Genomic DNA, 14,391 nt, shown 5'->3' with positions numbered 1-14,391 from the left:
CAGGGTGCTGGCGCCGTTCACGCCGATGATGGTGGGCGCGCTGTTGCTGGAGGCGTCGAAGCCGTAACCGGCGTTGAAACCGGCGTAGAAGCCCGTCCAGGTGAACACGGGGACCGGCACGAACACCGGCGGCGCGGCGCGACGCGGAAGGTCGGCGGCCGAGGCGACGGCGGTCAGGCCGGCGAGGACGGTCGTGGCGAGGAAGAGTGTCTTGAACATGGGGGCGGCTGCCAGAAAAGCTGCGGCGCACTCTCGGTGCGGTGTGATGTGGACTTAGCAAGTCCTGGCCTGACCCTTCTAGTGTATTTCGGCCACACCGAGATTAGATCGTACGACGGTGGATAAAGCTGGGTCTTTTACTTTGTATTTACGTTTGAAGTTCGAGCGAAAGTCATAACGTCCAATCGGCGATATGGTTCCCAAAAAGGCTCGCCTGCCGGGCGGCCGATGCTGAACGACAGCGCGGGGATGAGAGCCAGACCCGGATCGACCCGCCCATGGGCGACCGATCTCGCCCGAGGACATACCCTGTCCCTGCCCCCGTCATCGTTTGCCGGGCCGGACGCTCATGGCGGCGCAAACACCGTGATGTTGCTGTTGAGCTGGTAGGCGGCGACGGGGGGCGTATTGACGAACCGCAGGCGAATGGGGCTTTCGCCGAGAATCGCCCCGAAGGCCGGTGTGACGGAGATCGGAAAGCAGCGCGACAGGGCGTCGTTGGCGGCGTCCTCGTAGCGCTTGCGAGCGTCCCGGTCGCCGTTCAGCCGGCGGGCGGTGACGAGGGGCGGACCGCGCAGGGCGCCGGTCTTGTCGAGGCCGAACCGGAACGCGATCAGCGATCCGCCCGTTTCGGGCGGCACCGACCAGCACGCGGTGAGGGCGGCACGGAACTCCGCCCAGTTGTTCACGGGCGATGCGGCCTGTGCCGGCGCGCGCGCGGAGGGAGCCATGCCCGCGCCCGCGAGGAGCGCCAGGGCGAGGGGGCCGACCATCGCCCGTGATCGTGTTCGTCCGGTGCGCATGACCGGCACCTTAGGCGACCGTCGGTGCCCGTGCAAAATTGCTTGCGCCGCGCTCAGCGTCCCCGCTCGGGGGGCGCCAAGTCGCCCGGAATCCGCCTCGGATCGCCGTAGAGGTCGTCGAGGGCGCCGAGGACCGCCCTGGTCCAGCGCCCGGTCCCGTCGTCGCCCGGATGACCCCCGGCATAGGCCTCGATCCAGAGGTCGATCTCCTCGTCGCCGAGGTGGATCGTCCTGATCCGCTCGCGGAGGCGAAGGAGGTCGGTGCGCGCGCGCAACTCGACTTCATCCTCGCGAAGATCGTCCCATGCCGCCCGAACCGAGATGAGCTGGGTCGCGGAGGACAAGTTCGCCCGGTCGAAGGCCAGGACGGCGCCCTGCCGGACATCCCGGCCGGTGAGCGCTGTCGCCGCACCTTCGTCCCAACGGTCCTGCATCGCCTGGGCGACGAGGCCGGCCATGGCACGGTCCCGGAAGAAGCGCAGGCTCGGCCGGTCGCCATCCCCCGTCGGGGCCACGGCGAGCCGGTCGAGGATCCAGGCCTCGACGAGATCGGGCACGACGATGGGATGATGCAGCTGCATCCCGGGGCTCAGTCCGCCGTCCAGACCTGCCCGTGATACACGAACACGTCCGGCCGGCTCGCCAGGGCGGCGAGGCCCGACAGGGCCGGGTCGTGGATGGCGATGACGCTGGTGGGGATCGCCGCCATCTGCGCCACGAAGGGCGGCTTGTGCTCGAAGGCGGCGCGGAAGCCGCCCGTGTGCAGCACGTCGATGATCCGGGGAGCGATGCCGCCGCCGATATAGACCCCGCCGGTGGCGAGGAAGGTCAGGGCGAGGTCGCCGCAGACGCGCCCCAGCAGCTTGGCGAAGAGCGCGAGGGCGGCGACAGCATCCGGGTCGGACCCGGCGAGGCCGGTTTCGGTGACGGCGGCGGGATCGAGCTTCGGCCCGTCCTCGCCCGTGCGGGCGCGGCGCAGGCCGGCGTGCAGGCGCGCCAGGCCGGGACCGGAGAGCAGCGCCTCGACGGTGATGCGGCCCTCGATCCGCTCCAGATGCGGCCACAGGGCGTGTTCCTCGGCGTCGCTCGGGCCGAAATCCACGTGGCCGCTCTCCGTCGAGACGATGGCGAGGCGGTTCCCCACGGGCAGCAGGGCCGCCGCGCCGAACCCCGTGCCGGGGCCGAGGACGAGGCGCGCGCCCTGATCGCCCTTGATGCCACCCTCGCGGTGCGGCCCCACCGGGGTCAGCTCGCCGGGGCTGATTTCGGCGGCACCCGCCGCCACCGGCACGTAGTCGTTGACGATCACCGCCCGCGACAGATCGAAATCCCGGCCGATTCGCGCGCCCTCGATCACCCAATGCGCATTGGTGAGCTGCACCACCGGCCCATCGACGCGGGCGGCCACCGCCAAGATGGCCGAGCGCGGTGGGGGGCCATCGCCCTTGGCCAGGGCCGCGCGGATCGCCGCGCTCGGGTCGGGATGGCCGGCGGTCTCGACATGGGCGAGGAGGCTGGGCGGCGCCCCCGCCTCGGGCACCACGGCGAAGCGGGCGTTGGTGCCGCCGATATCGCCGACGAGGACCGGAAATTCGAACATGGCGGCGCCATTCCTCTGGAGAGCGGGATGTCCGGCGGGTGAATCGTGGATCGTCAGGCCGGCGGCAGGGCGTCGGGGTCGATGGGGGCACCGTCGGCCCAGGCATAGAGCAGCCGGCGCACGTCCTGCGGGGTGGACAGCCGTCGTGCGGCGATGGTCTCGGCCGCGCCGATGCGGACGCTGACGCCGCCGGTCTCGTTGACGACCGCGAAGGCCTTCTCGTCGGTGAGGTCGTCGCCCAGGAAGATCGACCGGCGGCCGGCATAGGGCGGGGCTCGCCCGAACGCCCGGATGGCGTGGCCCTTGGTCGCCGAGGCCGGCACGATCTCGCCCACCGCCTTGCCGAGCTGGAGCCGGTAGGCCCCGCCGAGGGCCTCGGCGGTGATCCTGACCGCCACTTCCGCGCGTACCGCGTCGGCCGGGGTGGCGAGGCGCCAGTGCACGGCCACCGATGCGCCCTTGTCCTCGATGAGCACGGCGTCGAGGCCGGCCACCGCCGCCGTCAGGCCGGCGACGCGGGCGCGCAGCTCCGGATGGTCCTCCGCCCCGCCGCCGCTCACCACGCCGTCGACCCGCCGCTCGACCCCGTGCAGGCCGGCGACATCGAAACGGGCCGGCGCCAGGAAATCGTCGATCACCCCGATGGGCCGGCCGGTGACGATGGCGAGCGCCCCGCCGAGGCGCAGGCGCAGGCGCTCCAGGGCCCCCGGCAGCGCCGGATCGACCCGGACCGCGTCGGGCCGGGGCGCGATCTCCACGAGGGTGCCGTCGAAGTCGAGGTAGAGGGCGAAGTCGGTCGGTTCGGTCACGCTTGGCGTCCCTCCGTCAAATCCCGGCCTGCGCTAGCATGACGCGCGCCATGGGCAAACGGGGTCCGACGCTGGGCCGTGCCCTATCTGCCTTCTCGATCCTACCGAGAAAGGCGCGACGCGCATGTGGCCCGAACCCATCCCACCCGGTCCCGGCGAGGAGAGCGTCTGGGCCTATCCCCGCCCGCCGCGCCTGGAGCGCGTCGCCCTGCGGTTGCGGGTGGTGTTTTCGGGGGAGACCATCGCCGACACCCTGGCGGGCTGGCGTGTCCTCGAGACCAGCCATCCGCCGACCTACTACATCCCGCCCGCCGACGTGGCCCCGGGCGTGCTCGGCCCGCCGCGTCGGGCCGGCCTCTGCGAGTGGAAGGGCCGCGCCGTGCTTCACGACGTCTCGGCCGGCGGGCGCCGCGCCGAGGGGGCGGCCTGGGCCTATCCCGACCCGACGCTCGGTTTTCGCGCCATTGCCGGGTACCTCGCCTTCTATGCCGGTCCGATGGACGGCTGCTTCGTCGGCGAGGCCCGCGCCACGCCGCAGCCCGGCGGGTTCTACGGTGGCTGGATCACGCCGGGCCTCGTCGGCCCGTTCAAGGGTGGTCCCGGCTCCATGGGTTGGTGAGCCGGGACGGCTTTGCGTCCCCGCCCCGCCCCGCTACATGCCGGTACGGCATGGAGCGACGGAGCCAATGAGCATGCAGGGTGAGATCGATGTCGCGCCGCGGGCGGTGGGCCTGTGCCCGGATCGCCTGGGGCGTATCGACGGCTGGATGGACCGCTTGGTCTCCGACGGAAAGCTCGCCGGCCTCTCGGTGATGGTGTCGCGCGCGGGCAAGACCGCGTATGTCCGCGCCCACGGCCTCGCCGACATCGCCCGGGAAAAGCCGTTCGCCCCCGACACCATCGCGCGCATCTACTCGATGACGAAGCCGCTGACCTCGGTGGCGGTGATGATGCTCTACGAGGAGGGCCGCTTCCAGCTCGACGACCCCATCACCCGCTTCCTGCCGGACTTCGCCGACATGCGGGTGCTGACGGGCGGCAACCGGGTGAAGTTCGACAGCGAGCCGGCCCGGCGCGCCATCACCATCCGCGACCTCCTCACCCACACCGCCGGCCTCACCTACGGCTTCATGGAGGCGACCCTCGTCGATGGCCTCTACCGCCAGAACGGCGTCGATTTCGGCGAGGCGCAGACCGACAGCTTGGCCACCGTGGTGGAGCGCCTCGCCCGCCAGCCCCTGCTGGCCCAGCCCGGCGCCGAGTGGAACTACAGCGTCGCCACCGACGTGCTCGGCCACCTCGTCGCCGTCGTCTCGGGCCAGGATTTCGCGGATTTCATGCGGGCGCGCATCCTCCGTCCGCTCGGCATGATCGACACGGACTTCTTCGTCCACCCGGATAAGGTCGAGCGGTTCGCGGCCAATTACAGCCTGTTTCGCGAGCGCAGCCTGAAGCTCTACGACGATTGCGTGGGGAGCCGGTTCGCATCGCCACCGGCGGTGGCCTCGGGCGGCGGCGGCCTCGTCTCCACGGCGGGGGACTACATGCGCTTCTGCCGCTTCCTCCTCGGGCGCGGAGAACTCGACGGCGTGCGGCTGCTGGGGCGCAAGACCGTCGACCTCATGCTCACGAACCACCTCGACGGCGACCTCGCCGCCATGGGCCAGCCGCGCTTCTCCGAGACGGCCTATACGGGCATCGGCTTCGGCCTCGGCTTCTCGGTGATGCTCGATCCGGCCCGGGCGCAGATCGTCGGCACGCCGGGCGAGGCCGCCTGGGGCGGGCTCGCCAGCACCGCCTTCTGGGTCGATCCGGCCGAGGACCTCGCGGTGATCCTGCTCGCCCAGCTCATCCCGTCCTCGGCCCTGCCGATCCGCCGTGAATTGCGGGTGCTGACCTACGCCGCCCTGGTGGACTGAGTCGGAACCTACAAAAAGCCGGCTCCGCTGAGCGAAGCCGGCTTGAATTTCCCTTGAGCCCAGCCGCCCGGCGCGGGCGACGCGAGACCCTACTCCGCCGCGGGCGTGGCGGCGGCGGGGGCGGCGGGCTTTGCCCCGGGCTTGGGCGCCACGGGCTTCGGAGCCCATTCCGCATCGGAGCGGGGGCCGCCGGGCTGGTTCGTCGCCGCCGTGAGCTGGCCCGGGACCACGTCGTTGACCTTGCTCCAGGTCTGCGATCCGCACAGGAAGCCGAGCATGCAGCCCCGCACGGACAACTCGGTGGGCTGGTCGGCCCACATGGTCACGTCGTAGAACTTGCCCTCGTCGGCGTTGTAGATCTTGCCGGCGTAGCGCGCATCGGCATCCGGCTTCAGGCCCATGATGAGCTGATGGCCGAGCGACGGACGCGCCTGCTTCTTGGTGTCGGGATTCTTAAAATCGACGCGGGGCTGGCCCTTGTCGTTCAGCGGCACCTTCAGCCAGACGACGTAGCCGCACAGGTTGGTGTTCTGCGGGCCGCACTTCTCGACGCGGATGCGCGCGCGGCCATCCTCGGTGAGGTAGGTCCCGGTCGCGTCGTTGGGCGTGGCGGCCAGGGCGGACCCGGGCAGCGCGGCCAGGGTCAGGCCGGCCAGAGCGGCGAGGGTCGATCGGTCGATCATGTGTCGGGCATCCTCAAACTTCGAAAACCTGCCGGGTAGCGCCATGAAGCCCATGCCATGAAGCCCATGCCATGAGCCCGCGCCGTGTCGGCCCACCGGAGCCGCCCTGAACGACCGCCATCGGGCCGCACGCGGTCGTCGCCCCGTGCCGTGATGCCCCGCCATCGGACGCGAAGGTGACCGGATCATGACCGCCGCGCATTCCCGCCGCCGGAATCCGGCTCCCGGGACGCCGGTCCGACCCCGAACGCGAAAAGCCGGCGCTCTCGCACCGGCTCGCAGGCTTCGTGAGGGAGAACGCGCCTTATTCGGCGGCGGTCATCCCGGCGGTGAAGTGACCGCACCAATCCTTGAAGGCCACCACCGGCCACAGGCCCGGGGACTTCGGCTCGGGCTGGCTCACGGGCGGGTTGAAGCGGCACAGGCCCTCGTCGCCGGAGGCCGTGCCGCCGTTGAGCTTGTGGTCGTCGAAGAAGCGGCAGCTCTCGCAGGCGGCGCCGTGGCTGGTGGTCATGGTTTCTCTCCGTCAGATGGGCAGTCGCGCTGCCTGTGCCGTTCTTAATTAGAATAACTCCAATCAAGCGTCAATCTGCGATGTCGTCCCAGTCGTGGGGTGTGGCCGTGATCCCACTTCGGTGAGGCTTCGCGTGCCGTGCCCGACTCCGCGGATTGACGGGCCAGCCGGCCACGCCATAGCGTGGCCGTGACGGTTCCTCGTCATGAGGATCAAAAGGGAACGCGGTGAGGGTCTTCGACCCGATGCCGCGGCTGCCCCCGCAACTGTAAGCGGCGAGCCCATCATCAACACGTCACTGGGTCCTCGGATCTGGGAAGACGATGAGAGGGCGGTGACCCGCGAGCCAGGAGACCTGCCGTCAGTCGTGGTCACACGCGAAACGCATCGGGCGGGGTGTCCTGATGGGTGTCGGGGCGTTCGCTTGTGGCGAGCGCATCGGCCTGTTCGCGGTGACGTGCCACACCGCGCCTTCGCGCGCCCGCCGTTGACCGCATGTGCCTGCCCGCGCCACTGCTCCAGCTGTCCATCGATCGTGGTCACGCGTCGCTTCCGAGCGACCGTCGAGCCCATGCGTCGCGGCACGAAAGGGCAAGGTCGGGACAAAACGATTGTAACGTTATAACACTCGTTTTAGGTGTCGCGGGAGCGTCGATGCGAGCGACGTGCATCCTCGGACTGTCCTCTCCATCATGTCTTTCCTTCCGCGTTCCGCCCGCCCTTCGCTCCGTCCCGGTCACGGGGGCATCGGCGCAAGCCTTCTCCTCGTTCTCGCGCCCCTCGCCGCTTCGGCGCAGGAGCCCGCCGTCACCCTCGACACCCTGTCGGTGGCCGGCTCCGGCGTCGCGCCCGTCGGTCTCAACCTGCGGACGGTGGATCGCGGCGCCAGCCGCCTCGGCCTCACGCCCCTGGAGACGCCCGCCAGCGTCGATGTGATCTCGGGCGAGACCGCGCGCCGGCGCGGCCAGAACACCGTCGCCGAGGCCGTGACCGAGAACGCCACCGGCATCACCACCGTGGCGGCGCCCGGCAACGGCAACGGCGCCTTCACGGCGCGCGGGTTCGCCGGCCCGAACTCGATCCAGCAGCTCTACGACGGCACGCGCCTCTACGTGGGAGCCGGCACCGTCACCTTCCCGTTCGACACCTGGAACGTCGAGCGCATCGAGGTCCTGCGCGGCCCGGCCTCGGTGCTCTACGGGGACGGGGCCATCGGCGGCGTCGTCAACGTGGTGACGAAGAAGCCGGTCTTCACACCCATCAACGAGGCCCGCGCGGCGGTGGGCTCGGACGGTCTCGCCCGCCTCGCCCTCGATTCCGGCGGCCCCATCGGCGAGGCTTTGGCCTACCGCTTCAACATCAGCGGCAACCGTTCCGGCGGCTGGATGCAGCCCGACGGGGATTTTCGCAATCTCGCGGTCTCCGGCGCCCTGACCCTGCAGGCGGCCCCCGACCTCGCCTTCACGTTGAGCCACGATCTGGGTTACCAGGAGCCCGCCCGCTACTGGGGCACGCCGCTGGTCAACGGGCGGATCCTCGAGTCCATCCGGTTCAACAACTACAACGTCCGCGACGCCAAGATTGTCTGGACGGACAACTGGACCCAGCTGAGGACCGAGTGGAGCCCGAGCGCCGACATCACCGTGCGCAACACCGCCTACCGGCTCCAGAGCCGGCGCCAGTGGCTCGATGTCGAGCAATACGCCTTCAACCGCTCCACCGGCCGCATCGACCGTTCGGACTACCTCGAGATCTACCACCAGCAGGAGCAGGTCGGGAATCGCCTCGACGCCACGTTCCGGGGCACCGTGTTCGGATTCCGCAACGAGTTCCTGGCCGGATTCGACGTCAACCACATCGCCTTCCGGCACACCAACAACTTCTCGTCGGAAGGCGGCGGCCTCACCACGAGCGTGGACCCGTTCACCTACGATCCGGGCCTGTTCCCCGCCAACGGCCGCGCCTCCCCGGCCTATGCCACCAGCACCAACCAGGCCTCGGTCTTCGCCGAGAACCGCCTGATCCTGTCCGATCAGCTCTCTCTACTGACGGGGGTGCGTTTCGACGCCCCGAGCCTGAACCGTCAGAACCTCGTCTCCGGCGCCACCTTCCAGCGCGACTTCCAGGCCCTGAGCTACCGCTTCGGTGCCGTCTACGCCCCGACGCCCGACCTCTCCCTCTACGCGCAATACGCCACCGCCACCGATCCCGTGGGCAGTCTCATCACCCTGTCGCAGAGTCTCGCCAATTTCCGGCTCTCCACCGGCGAGCAGGTCGAGGTCGGCGCCAAGGGCATCGCCTTTGGGGGGCTGGCCGAATGGACGCTCGCCGGCTACCGCATCGTCAAGGACAACCTCGTCTCCACCGTACCCGGCCAGCCGACCGTCTCGACCCAGGTCGGCCGGCAATCCTCGCACGGCGTCGAGGCGGCCGTGTCCCTGCACCTGTTCGACGCCTGGCGGGTGGATGCCAACGTCGCCCTCCTCAACGCCCAGTACGACAGCTTCAACCAGAACGTCGCCGGCGCGGTGGTGTCCTATGCCGGACGCCAGCCCATCGACGTGCCCGAGCGGGTCGCCAACCTCTGGGTGAACTGGGCCTTCGCCCCGGCCTGGGAGGCGCGCATCGGCGTGCAATATGTCGGCGAGACCTTCAGCGACTTCGGCAACACGGCCCGGCGCCCGGACTATGCCCTGCTCAATGCCGGGCTCGACTATCAGGTCGGGCCGGCCTCGCGCCTGTCCCTGCGGGCCTACAACCTCCTCGATACGGTCTACGCCATCAGCGGCAACGCCGTGAACGGGGTCGGTACCAACTGGCTGCTCGGCCGGCCGCGCTCGTTCGAGGTCGCCTACAACGTCAGCTTCTGACGCCCCGTGCGCCGCCTCCTGAAGCCCCTGAAGCGGTGGCTGATCCTCGGCCACCGCTGGCTCGGCATCGTCACGGGCCTGTTCTTCGCCACCTGGGTCCTGTCGGGCCTCGTGATGATGTACGTGCCCTTCCCCGGCCTGACCGAGGCGGCGCGGATCGCCGGCTTGCCCTCCATCGCCTGGGAGCGCGTGCGGCTCGGCCCCGACGCGGCGCTGATTCCCCTCGGGCTCCTCCATCTGCCCCCGGACCTGTCGCTCGGCATGCGCGGCGACACGCCGGTCTACCGGGCCACCCTGGACACCGGCGCGCGCCGCGTCGTTTCGGCCGAGATCGGCGCGGTGCTCGGCCCCCTGTCGGCGGCGCAAGCCCTGGCCCTGGTTCGCGCGCGCGGCGAGACCGGTCCGAACCCCACTGTCAGGACGGTGTTTCGCGACCAGTGGACCGTGACGGCGCGCTACGATCCCTCACGTCCGTACCACGTGGTCGCCCTCGACGATCCCGCCGGGACCGAGCGCTACGTCTCGCAGGTCACCGGCGCCGTCGCCCTCGACACGACGCGGTTCGCGCGCGGGTGGAACTGGCTCGGGTCGATCCCGCACTGGATCTACCTCACGCCCCTGCGTGCCCGGGCCGAGCTGTGGCGCGACGTGGTCCTGTGGATCTCCGGCATCGCCGTGGCCGGAGCCCTGAGCGGCTTCGTCCTCGGGATCTGGCGCCTGCGCCTGCGCCGGCCCTACGCCTCGGGAACCTCGCCCTATCGGGGTATGGCGCGCTGGCACCACCTGTTCGGAATCGCTGGCGGCGTGGCGCTCCTCACCTTCGTCACCAGCGGCTGGCTGTCGATGAACCCGAACCGGTGGTTCTCCGGGCCGTCTCCCACGCCGGCCATGCGGACGGTCCATGCGGGGCAAGCCCCCCTGCCCGGCCTCGACGCCCTGCGCGGTCTCGCCTCGCCCGGTGTCGTCGAGGTCCGGTTCGTCGGTCTCGCCGGGCGGGTCCACGCGATCGCCACCGATGCGGAGGGGCGGCGCAGGGTCGATCCGCCCGTGACGCCGGAATCCTTACGCGCGGCGGCTTCGCGCCTCCTGCCCGAGGCGCGGCTCGTCGCGGCCGAAACCCTGACGGCCTACGACGCCTACTGGTATCCGCACCACGAGACCCGGGTGCTTCCGGTGGTCCGCGTCCGCTTCGCCGACCCGGCGGCGACCTGGGTCTATCTCGATCCGGAAACGGGCGAGATCCTGATGCGCCTCGACCGCAGCGGCCGGGCCAACCGCTGGCTGTTCTCCGCGCCGCACCGCCTCGATTTCGCGATCCTGACGCGCCACCGCCCGGCCTGGGACCTCGTGCTGTGGACCCTGAACGGCCTCGGCGCCGGCATCGCGCTGACGGGGATCGTGCTCGGCTGGCGGCGTCTGCGCCGCCCCGCCCCGTCCCGGTGACGTGTCCTCACACGTCGAGGTTGGCCACGCTGAGCGCGTTGTCCTGGATGAATTCGCGGCGCGGCTCGACCACGTCGCCCATGAGCTTCACGAACAGGTCGTCGGCGTCCTGGGTGTCCTTGACCTTCACCTGCAGGAGCGAACGCACATCGCGGTCCAGGGTGGTCTCCCAGAGCTGCTGGGCGGTCATCTCGCCGAGTCCCTTGTAGCGCTGGAGCTGGAGGCCCTTGCGGCCGAACGCCATCACCGCCTCGAACAGGCCGACGGGGCCGTGCAAGGTCGTCTCGTCGCCCTTGCGGGCGTAGGTGACGGGCTCGTGGTAAATCTCGCGCAGGGCCTCGGCCCGGTCGGCGAGCCGCGTCGCCTCCTGCGAGGCGATGAGTCCGGCATCCAAGGTCGCAACCTGGCGCACGCCCCGCAGGGTGCGGCTCATGACGTAGCCGCCCTCGCTCACCGCGCCTTCCCAGCCCTGCTCGATGTCGTCGGCGATCCGGTCGAGGCGCCGGGCCACCCGGTCGGCGAGCACCTCGGCCTCCGTTGCGTTCTCGTCGACGTTGACCCGGAAGGCGCCGGCGATCATCGCCTGCTCCACCACGGCGCGGTCGTAGCGGGTGTGGAGCGCCTGCATCAGGCCGCGGAACTGGCGCGCCTCCTCGACGAGGGCCTTCAGCTGCTGGCCGCCGAACTCCGTGCCGGAAGCGAGGCGCAGGACGGCGCCATCGACGCCCGCGTCGATGAGGTAGTCTTCGAGCGCGCGCTCGTCCTTGAGGTAGATTTCCCGCTTGCCCTTCGAGGCTTTGTAGAGAGGCGGCTGGGCGATGTAGAGGTGCCCGCGCTCGATCACCTCCGGCATCTGCCGGTAGAAGAACGTCAGCAGCAGGGTTCGGATGTGCGAGCCGTCGACATCCGCGTCGGTCATGATGATGATGCGGTGGTAGCGCAGCTTCTCCGGGTTGAAGCCCTCGCGGTCCGTGGACGAGCGGCCGATGCCGGCGCCGAGCGCGGTGATGAGCGTCCCGATCTGGTCGGAGGACAGCATCCGGTCGGCGCGCACCCGCTCGACGTTGAGAATCTTGCCCCGCAGGGGCAGCACGGCCTGGAAGGTCCGGTCGCGGCCCTGCTTGGCCGACCCGCCGGCGGAATCGCCCTCCACCAGCAGGATCTCGCATTTGGAGGGGTCGCGCTCCTGACAATCGGCGAGCTTGCCGGGAAGCGAGGCGATGTCGAGGACGCCCTTGCGCGTCACCGTCTCGCGGGCCTTGCGCGCCGCCTCGCGGGCTGACGCCGCCAGAATCACCTTGCCCATGACGGATTTCGCCTGGGCCGGGTTCTCCTCAAGCCAGTTCGACAGGCCCTCGTTGAGGACGTTCTCCACCGCCGGGCGCACGGCGGCCGTGACGAGCTTGTCCTTCGTCTGCGAGGAGAAGCTGGGTTCCGGCACCTGCACCGAGATCACGGCCGTGAGGCCCTCGCGGCAATCCTCGCCCGTGAGCGTGATCTTTTCGCGCTTGGCGATGCCCGACGATTCCGCGTAGCCCGTGACCTGACGGGTCAGGGCGGCGCGGAAGCCCGCCATGTGGGTGCCGCCCTCGCGCTGGGGGATGTTGTTGGTGAACGGCAGCACGGTCTCGTTGAACGACTCGTTCCACCAGAACGCCACCTCGACGCGGATACCGTCGCGCTCGGACCGCACCATGATCGGTTTGGCCATGCCGTCGATGGGTTTGCGCGAGCGGTCGAGGTAGCGCACGAACGCCTCGACGCCGCCCTCATAGTAGAGTTCCTCGCGCTTGTGCTCGGCGTGGCGCGCGTCGGTGAGCACGATCCGCACGCCGGAATTGAGGAAGGCGAGCTCGCGCAGGCGCTTCTCCAGGGTGGCGTAGTCGAACTCGATGCTCGTGAAGGTCTCGGTGGAGGCCAGGAACGACACCTCGGTCCCGCGCCGCCCCTTGCCGTCGCCCACGACGACGAGGGGGGACACCGCGTCGCCGTGGCGGAACTCCATGGCGTGCTCGTTGCCACCCCGCCAGATGCGCAGGCGCAGCCATTGCGACAGGGCGTTGACCACGGAGACGCCGACGCCGTGCAGGCCGCCGGAGACCTTGTAGGAGTTCTGGTCGAACTTACCCCCGGCGTGGAGCTGGGTCATGATGACCTCGGCCGCCGAGATGCCCTCCTCCTTGTGGATGTCGGTGGGGATGCCGCGCCCGTTGTCCGAGACCGTCACCGAGCCGTCGGCGTTGAGGGTCACGGAGACGAGGTCCGCGTGGCCCGCGAGCGCCTCGTCGATGGCGTTGTCCACCACCTCGTAGACCATGTGGTGCAGGCCCGAGCCGTCGTCGGTGTTGCCGATATACATGCCCGGCCGCTTGCGCACGGCGTCGAGCCCCTTGAGGACCCGGATGGATTCCGCGCCGTAGGCATCGGCGGCGCGGTTGTGGGTGGCGTCTGAGCTGTTGTGGGTCGTGTCGGACATGAAGTTCCTCGGGCAGGCGGGTCCTGGCGTGATCCTTCGTGCCCCGGCGCGAGCCCCGGACACGCCTGCAATGCGTCAAGGGCCTTTATAGGCCTTCCGCCTTCAAAAAGCATTGCTTTCGCAAGGTGCGACGGGAGCGGACGGGCACTCCATCCACGGTGGCGTCGCGTCGGGGTCATACCCGATCCGGTTCATCCCTTCGGATGGCGGATTTGGGCTTCGCTCAGACGCCGCGCGGGCTGGTCGATCCAGCCACCGCTCCGATCGAGCGGAGGCCGTATCAATCCTGCAGGAACGGGTTGGTCAGGCGTTCCTCGCCGAGCGTGCTCGTCGGGCCGTGGCCGGGGATGAAGGCGATGTCGTCCCCGAGGGGCAGGACCTTCTCCTTGATGGCGCGGATGAGCTGGTCGTGGCTTCCGCCCGGGAGGTCGGTGCGGCCGACCGACCCCTTGAACACCACGTCGCCCACGAGGGCGAAGCGCGCGTCCCGGCTCACGAACACCACGCTGCCCGGCGAATGGCCCGGCGCGTGGAGGATGTCGAAGGCGAGACCGCCGACGGTGACGGCGTCGCCCTCCACGAGCCAGCGGTCGGGCGTCACGGCCCGCGCCCCGTCGATTCCGTAACTGGCGCCCGTCTCGGGCAGGCTGTCGAGGAGGTAGCGGTCGGCCTCGTGCGGGCCTTCGATGGGCACGCCCAGGCGCTCGCGCAGTTCGTCCGCCCCGCCCGCATGGTCGATATGGCCGTGGGTGAGCAGTATCTTCTCGATGGTGATGCCCTGGGCCCGGATCGCCGCCTCGATCCGGTCGAGGTCGCCGCCGGGATCGACCACGGCGCCGACCTTGGTCTCGTCGGACCAGATCAGAGTGCAATTCTGCTGGAAGGGCGTCACCGGGATGATTCCGGCGCGGGGCGTGCCTGGCATCGCGTCTCTCGCACGAGCGCCCCGAGGGCGCGGGAAGCCGCCTGTCTAGCGCGAGACGGGGCGCGGTGCGAATCGCCGCGCGGCGGCGCCCGTCAAACTTCGGCCTCGCCATACCGTTAGCCGAACCTTA

12 protein-coding genes, 1 pseudogene and 1 riboswitch are annotated in these 14,391 nt (G+C 70.1%); of the genes and pseudogenes, 4 read left to right on the top strand and 9 right to left on the bottom strand.

Annotated features, from left to right (window positions below; translation table 11 throughout):
- The 5 genes and pseudogenes from MKK49_RS04395 to otsB form a co-directional block, all read right to left on the bottom strand.
- Positions 1-219 (bottom strand): annotated as a pseudogene (locus MKK49_RS04395) (porin family protein); the annotation flags it as partial.
- Positions 220-566: 347 nt separating this feature from the next.
- Positions 567-992, bottom strand: coding sequence for a hypothetical protein (locus tag MKK49_RS04390; protein ID WP_244026842.1), 426 nt, complete (start codon positions 990-992; stop codon positions 567-569).
- An 83-nt stretch (positions 993-1,075) separates the two neighbouring features.
- A complete protein-coding gene (locus tag MKK49_RS04385) occupies positions 1,076-1,603 on the bottom strand; it encodes a hypothetical protein (protein ID WP_244026841.1) in 528 nt (175 codons plus the stop codon).
- Between the two features lie 8 nt (positions 1,604-1,611).
- Entirely contained in the window at positions 1,612-2,622 is a 1,011-nt protein-coding gene (locus tag MKK49_RS04380) for a glucokinase (protein ID WP_244026840.1), read from the bottom strand.
- A gap of 53 nt (positions 2,623-2,675) precedes the next feature.
- Positions 2,676-3,431: a trehalose-phosphatase gene (gene otsB / locus MKK49_RS04375; RefSeq protein WP_244026839.1), complete on the bottom strand. Its 756-nt coding sequence runs from the start codon at positions 3,429-3,431 to the stop codon at positions 2,676-2,678.
- A gap of 124 nt (positions 3,432-3,555) precedes the next feature.
- On the opposite strand from otsB, the gene MKK49_RS04370 reads away from it, so the two are divergent.
- Both MKK49_RS04370 and MKK49_RS04365 read left to right on the top strand, forming a co-directional pair.
- Positions 3,556-4,050: a DUF427 domain-containing protein gene (locus MKK49_RS04370; protein ID WP_244026838.1), complete on the top strand. Its 495-nt coding sequence runs from the start codon at positions 3,556-3,558 to the stop codon at positions 4,048-4,050.
- Positions 4,051-4,123: 73 nt separating this feature from the next.
- Complete coding sequence (locus MKK49_RS04365) at positions 4,124-5,350, top strand: serine hydrolase domain-containing protein (protein WP_244026837.1); 1,227 nt, start codon at positions 4,124-4,126, stop codon at positions 5,348-5,350.
- Between the two features lie 89 nt (positions 5,351-5,439).
- Here the strand turns inward: MKK49_RS04365 and MKK49_RS04360 are convergent, their stop codons facing one another.
- Positions 5,440-6,033, bottom strand: coding sequence for a DUF2147 domain-containing protein (locus MKK49_RS04360; protein WP_244026836.1), 594 nt, complete (start codon positions 6,031-6,033; stop codon positions 5,440-5,442).
- A gap of 304 nt (positions 6,034-6,337) precedes the next feature.
- Positions 6,338-6,547, bottom strand: a complete 210-nt coding sequence (locus MKK49_RS04355) for a hypothetical protein (RefSeq protein WP_244026835.1) — start codon at positions 6,545-6,547, stop codon at positions 6,338-6,340.
- 176 nt (positions 6,548-6,723) lie between these two features.
- Positions 6,724-6,925: riboswitch (cobalamin riboswitch) on the top strand.
- Positions 6,926-7,239: 314 nt separating this feature from the next.
- Here MKK49_RS04355 and MKK49_RS04350 point away from each other — a divergent pair.
- Complete coding sequence (locus MKK49_RS04350) at positions 7,240-9,417, top strand: TonB-dependent receptor (protein WP_244026834.1); 2,178 nt, start codon at positions 7,240-7,242, stop codon at positions 9,415-9,417.
- A 6-nt stretch (positions 9,418-9,423) separates the two neighbouring features.
- Positions 9,424-10,860, top strand: coding sequence for a PepSY domain-containing protein (locus MKK49_RS04345; RefSeq protein ID WP_244026833.1), 1,437 nt, complete (start codon positions 9,424-9,426; stop codon positions 10,858-10,860).
- Between the two features lie 7 nt (positions 10,861-10,867).
- On the opposite strand, the gene gyrB is transcribed toward MKK49_RS04345, so the two are convergent.
- Together gyrB and MKK49_RS04335 are read right to left on the bottom strand one after the other, a co-directional pair.
- Entirely contained in the window at positions 10,868-13,336 is a 2,469-nt protein-coding gene (gyrB, locus tag MKK49_RS04340) for a DNA topoisomerase (ATP-hydrolyzing) subunit B (RefSeq protein WP_244026832.1), read from the bottom strand.
- Between the two features lie 280 nt (positions 13,337-13,616).
- Complete coding sequence (locus MKK49_RS04335; protein ID WP_244026831.1) at positions 13,617-14,261, bottom strand: MBL fold metallo-hydrolase; 645 nt, start codon at positions 14,259-14,261, stop codon at positions 13,617-13,619.
- Positions 14,262-14,391: the final 130 nt, after the last annotated feature.

It is taken from the genome of Methylobacterium sp. J-090 (assembly GCF_022829345.1).
Taxonomy (GTDB): domain Bacteria; phylum Pseudomonadota; class Alphaproteobacteria; order Rhizobiales; family Beijerinckiaceae; genus Methylobacterium.
Note: the sequence above shows the minus strand (reverse complement) of the source record. Positions and strands in the feature narration are given on the sequence as shown.

Excerpts from the sequence above, each read along its gene's own strand:
- MKK49_RS04390 (WP_244026842.1), bottom strand. The coding sequence starts at position 992 with ATGGTCGGCCCCCTCGCCCTGGCGCTCCTCGCGGGCGCGGGCATGGCT.
- MKK49_RS04385 (WP_244026841.1), bottom strand. The coding sequence starts at position 1,603 with ATGCAGCTGCATCATCCCATCGTCGTGCCCGATCTCGTCGAGGCCTGG.
- MKK49_RS04380 (WP_244026840.1), bottom strand. The coding sequence starts at position 2,622 with ATGTTCGAATTTCCGGTCCTCGTCGGCGATATCGGCGGCACCAACGCC.
- MKK49_RS04370 (WP_244026838.1), top strand. The coding sequence starts at position 3,556 with ATGTGGCCCGAACCCATCCCACCCGGTCCCGGCGAGGAGAGCGTCTGG.
- MKK49_RS04365 (WP_244026837.1), top strand. The coding sequence starts at position 4,124 with ATGCAGGGTGAGATCGATGTCGCGCCGCGGGCGGTGGGCCTGTGCCCG.
- MKK49_RS04360 (WP_244026836.1), bottom strand. The coding sequence starts at position 6,033 with ATGATCGACCGATCGACCCTCGCCGCTCTGGCCGGCCTGACCCTGGCC.
- MKK49_RS04355 (WP_244026835.1), bottom strand. The coding sequence starts at position 6,547 with ATGACCACCAGCCACGGCGCCGCCTGCGAGAGCTGCCGCTTCTTCGAC.
- MKK49_RS04350 (WP_244026834.1), top strand. The coding sequence starts at position 7,240 with ATGTCTTTCCTTCCGCGTTCCGCCCGCCCTTCGCTCCGTCCCGGTCAC.
- gyrB (WP_244026832.1), bottom strand. The coding sequence starts at position 13,336 with ATGTCCGACACGACCCACAACAGCTCAGACGCCACCCACAACCGCGCC.
- MKK49_RS04335 (WP_244026831.1), bottom strand. The coding sequence starts at position 14,261 with ATGCCAGGCACGCCCCGCGCCGGAATCATCCCGGTGACGCCCTTCCAG.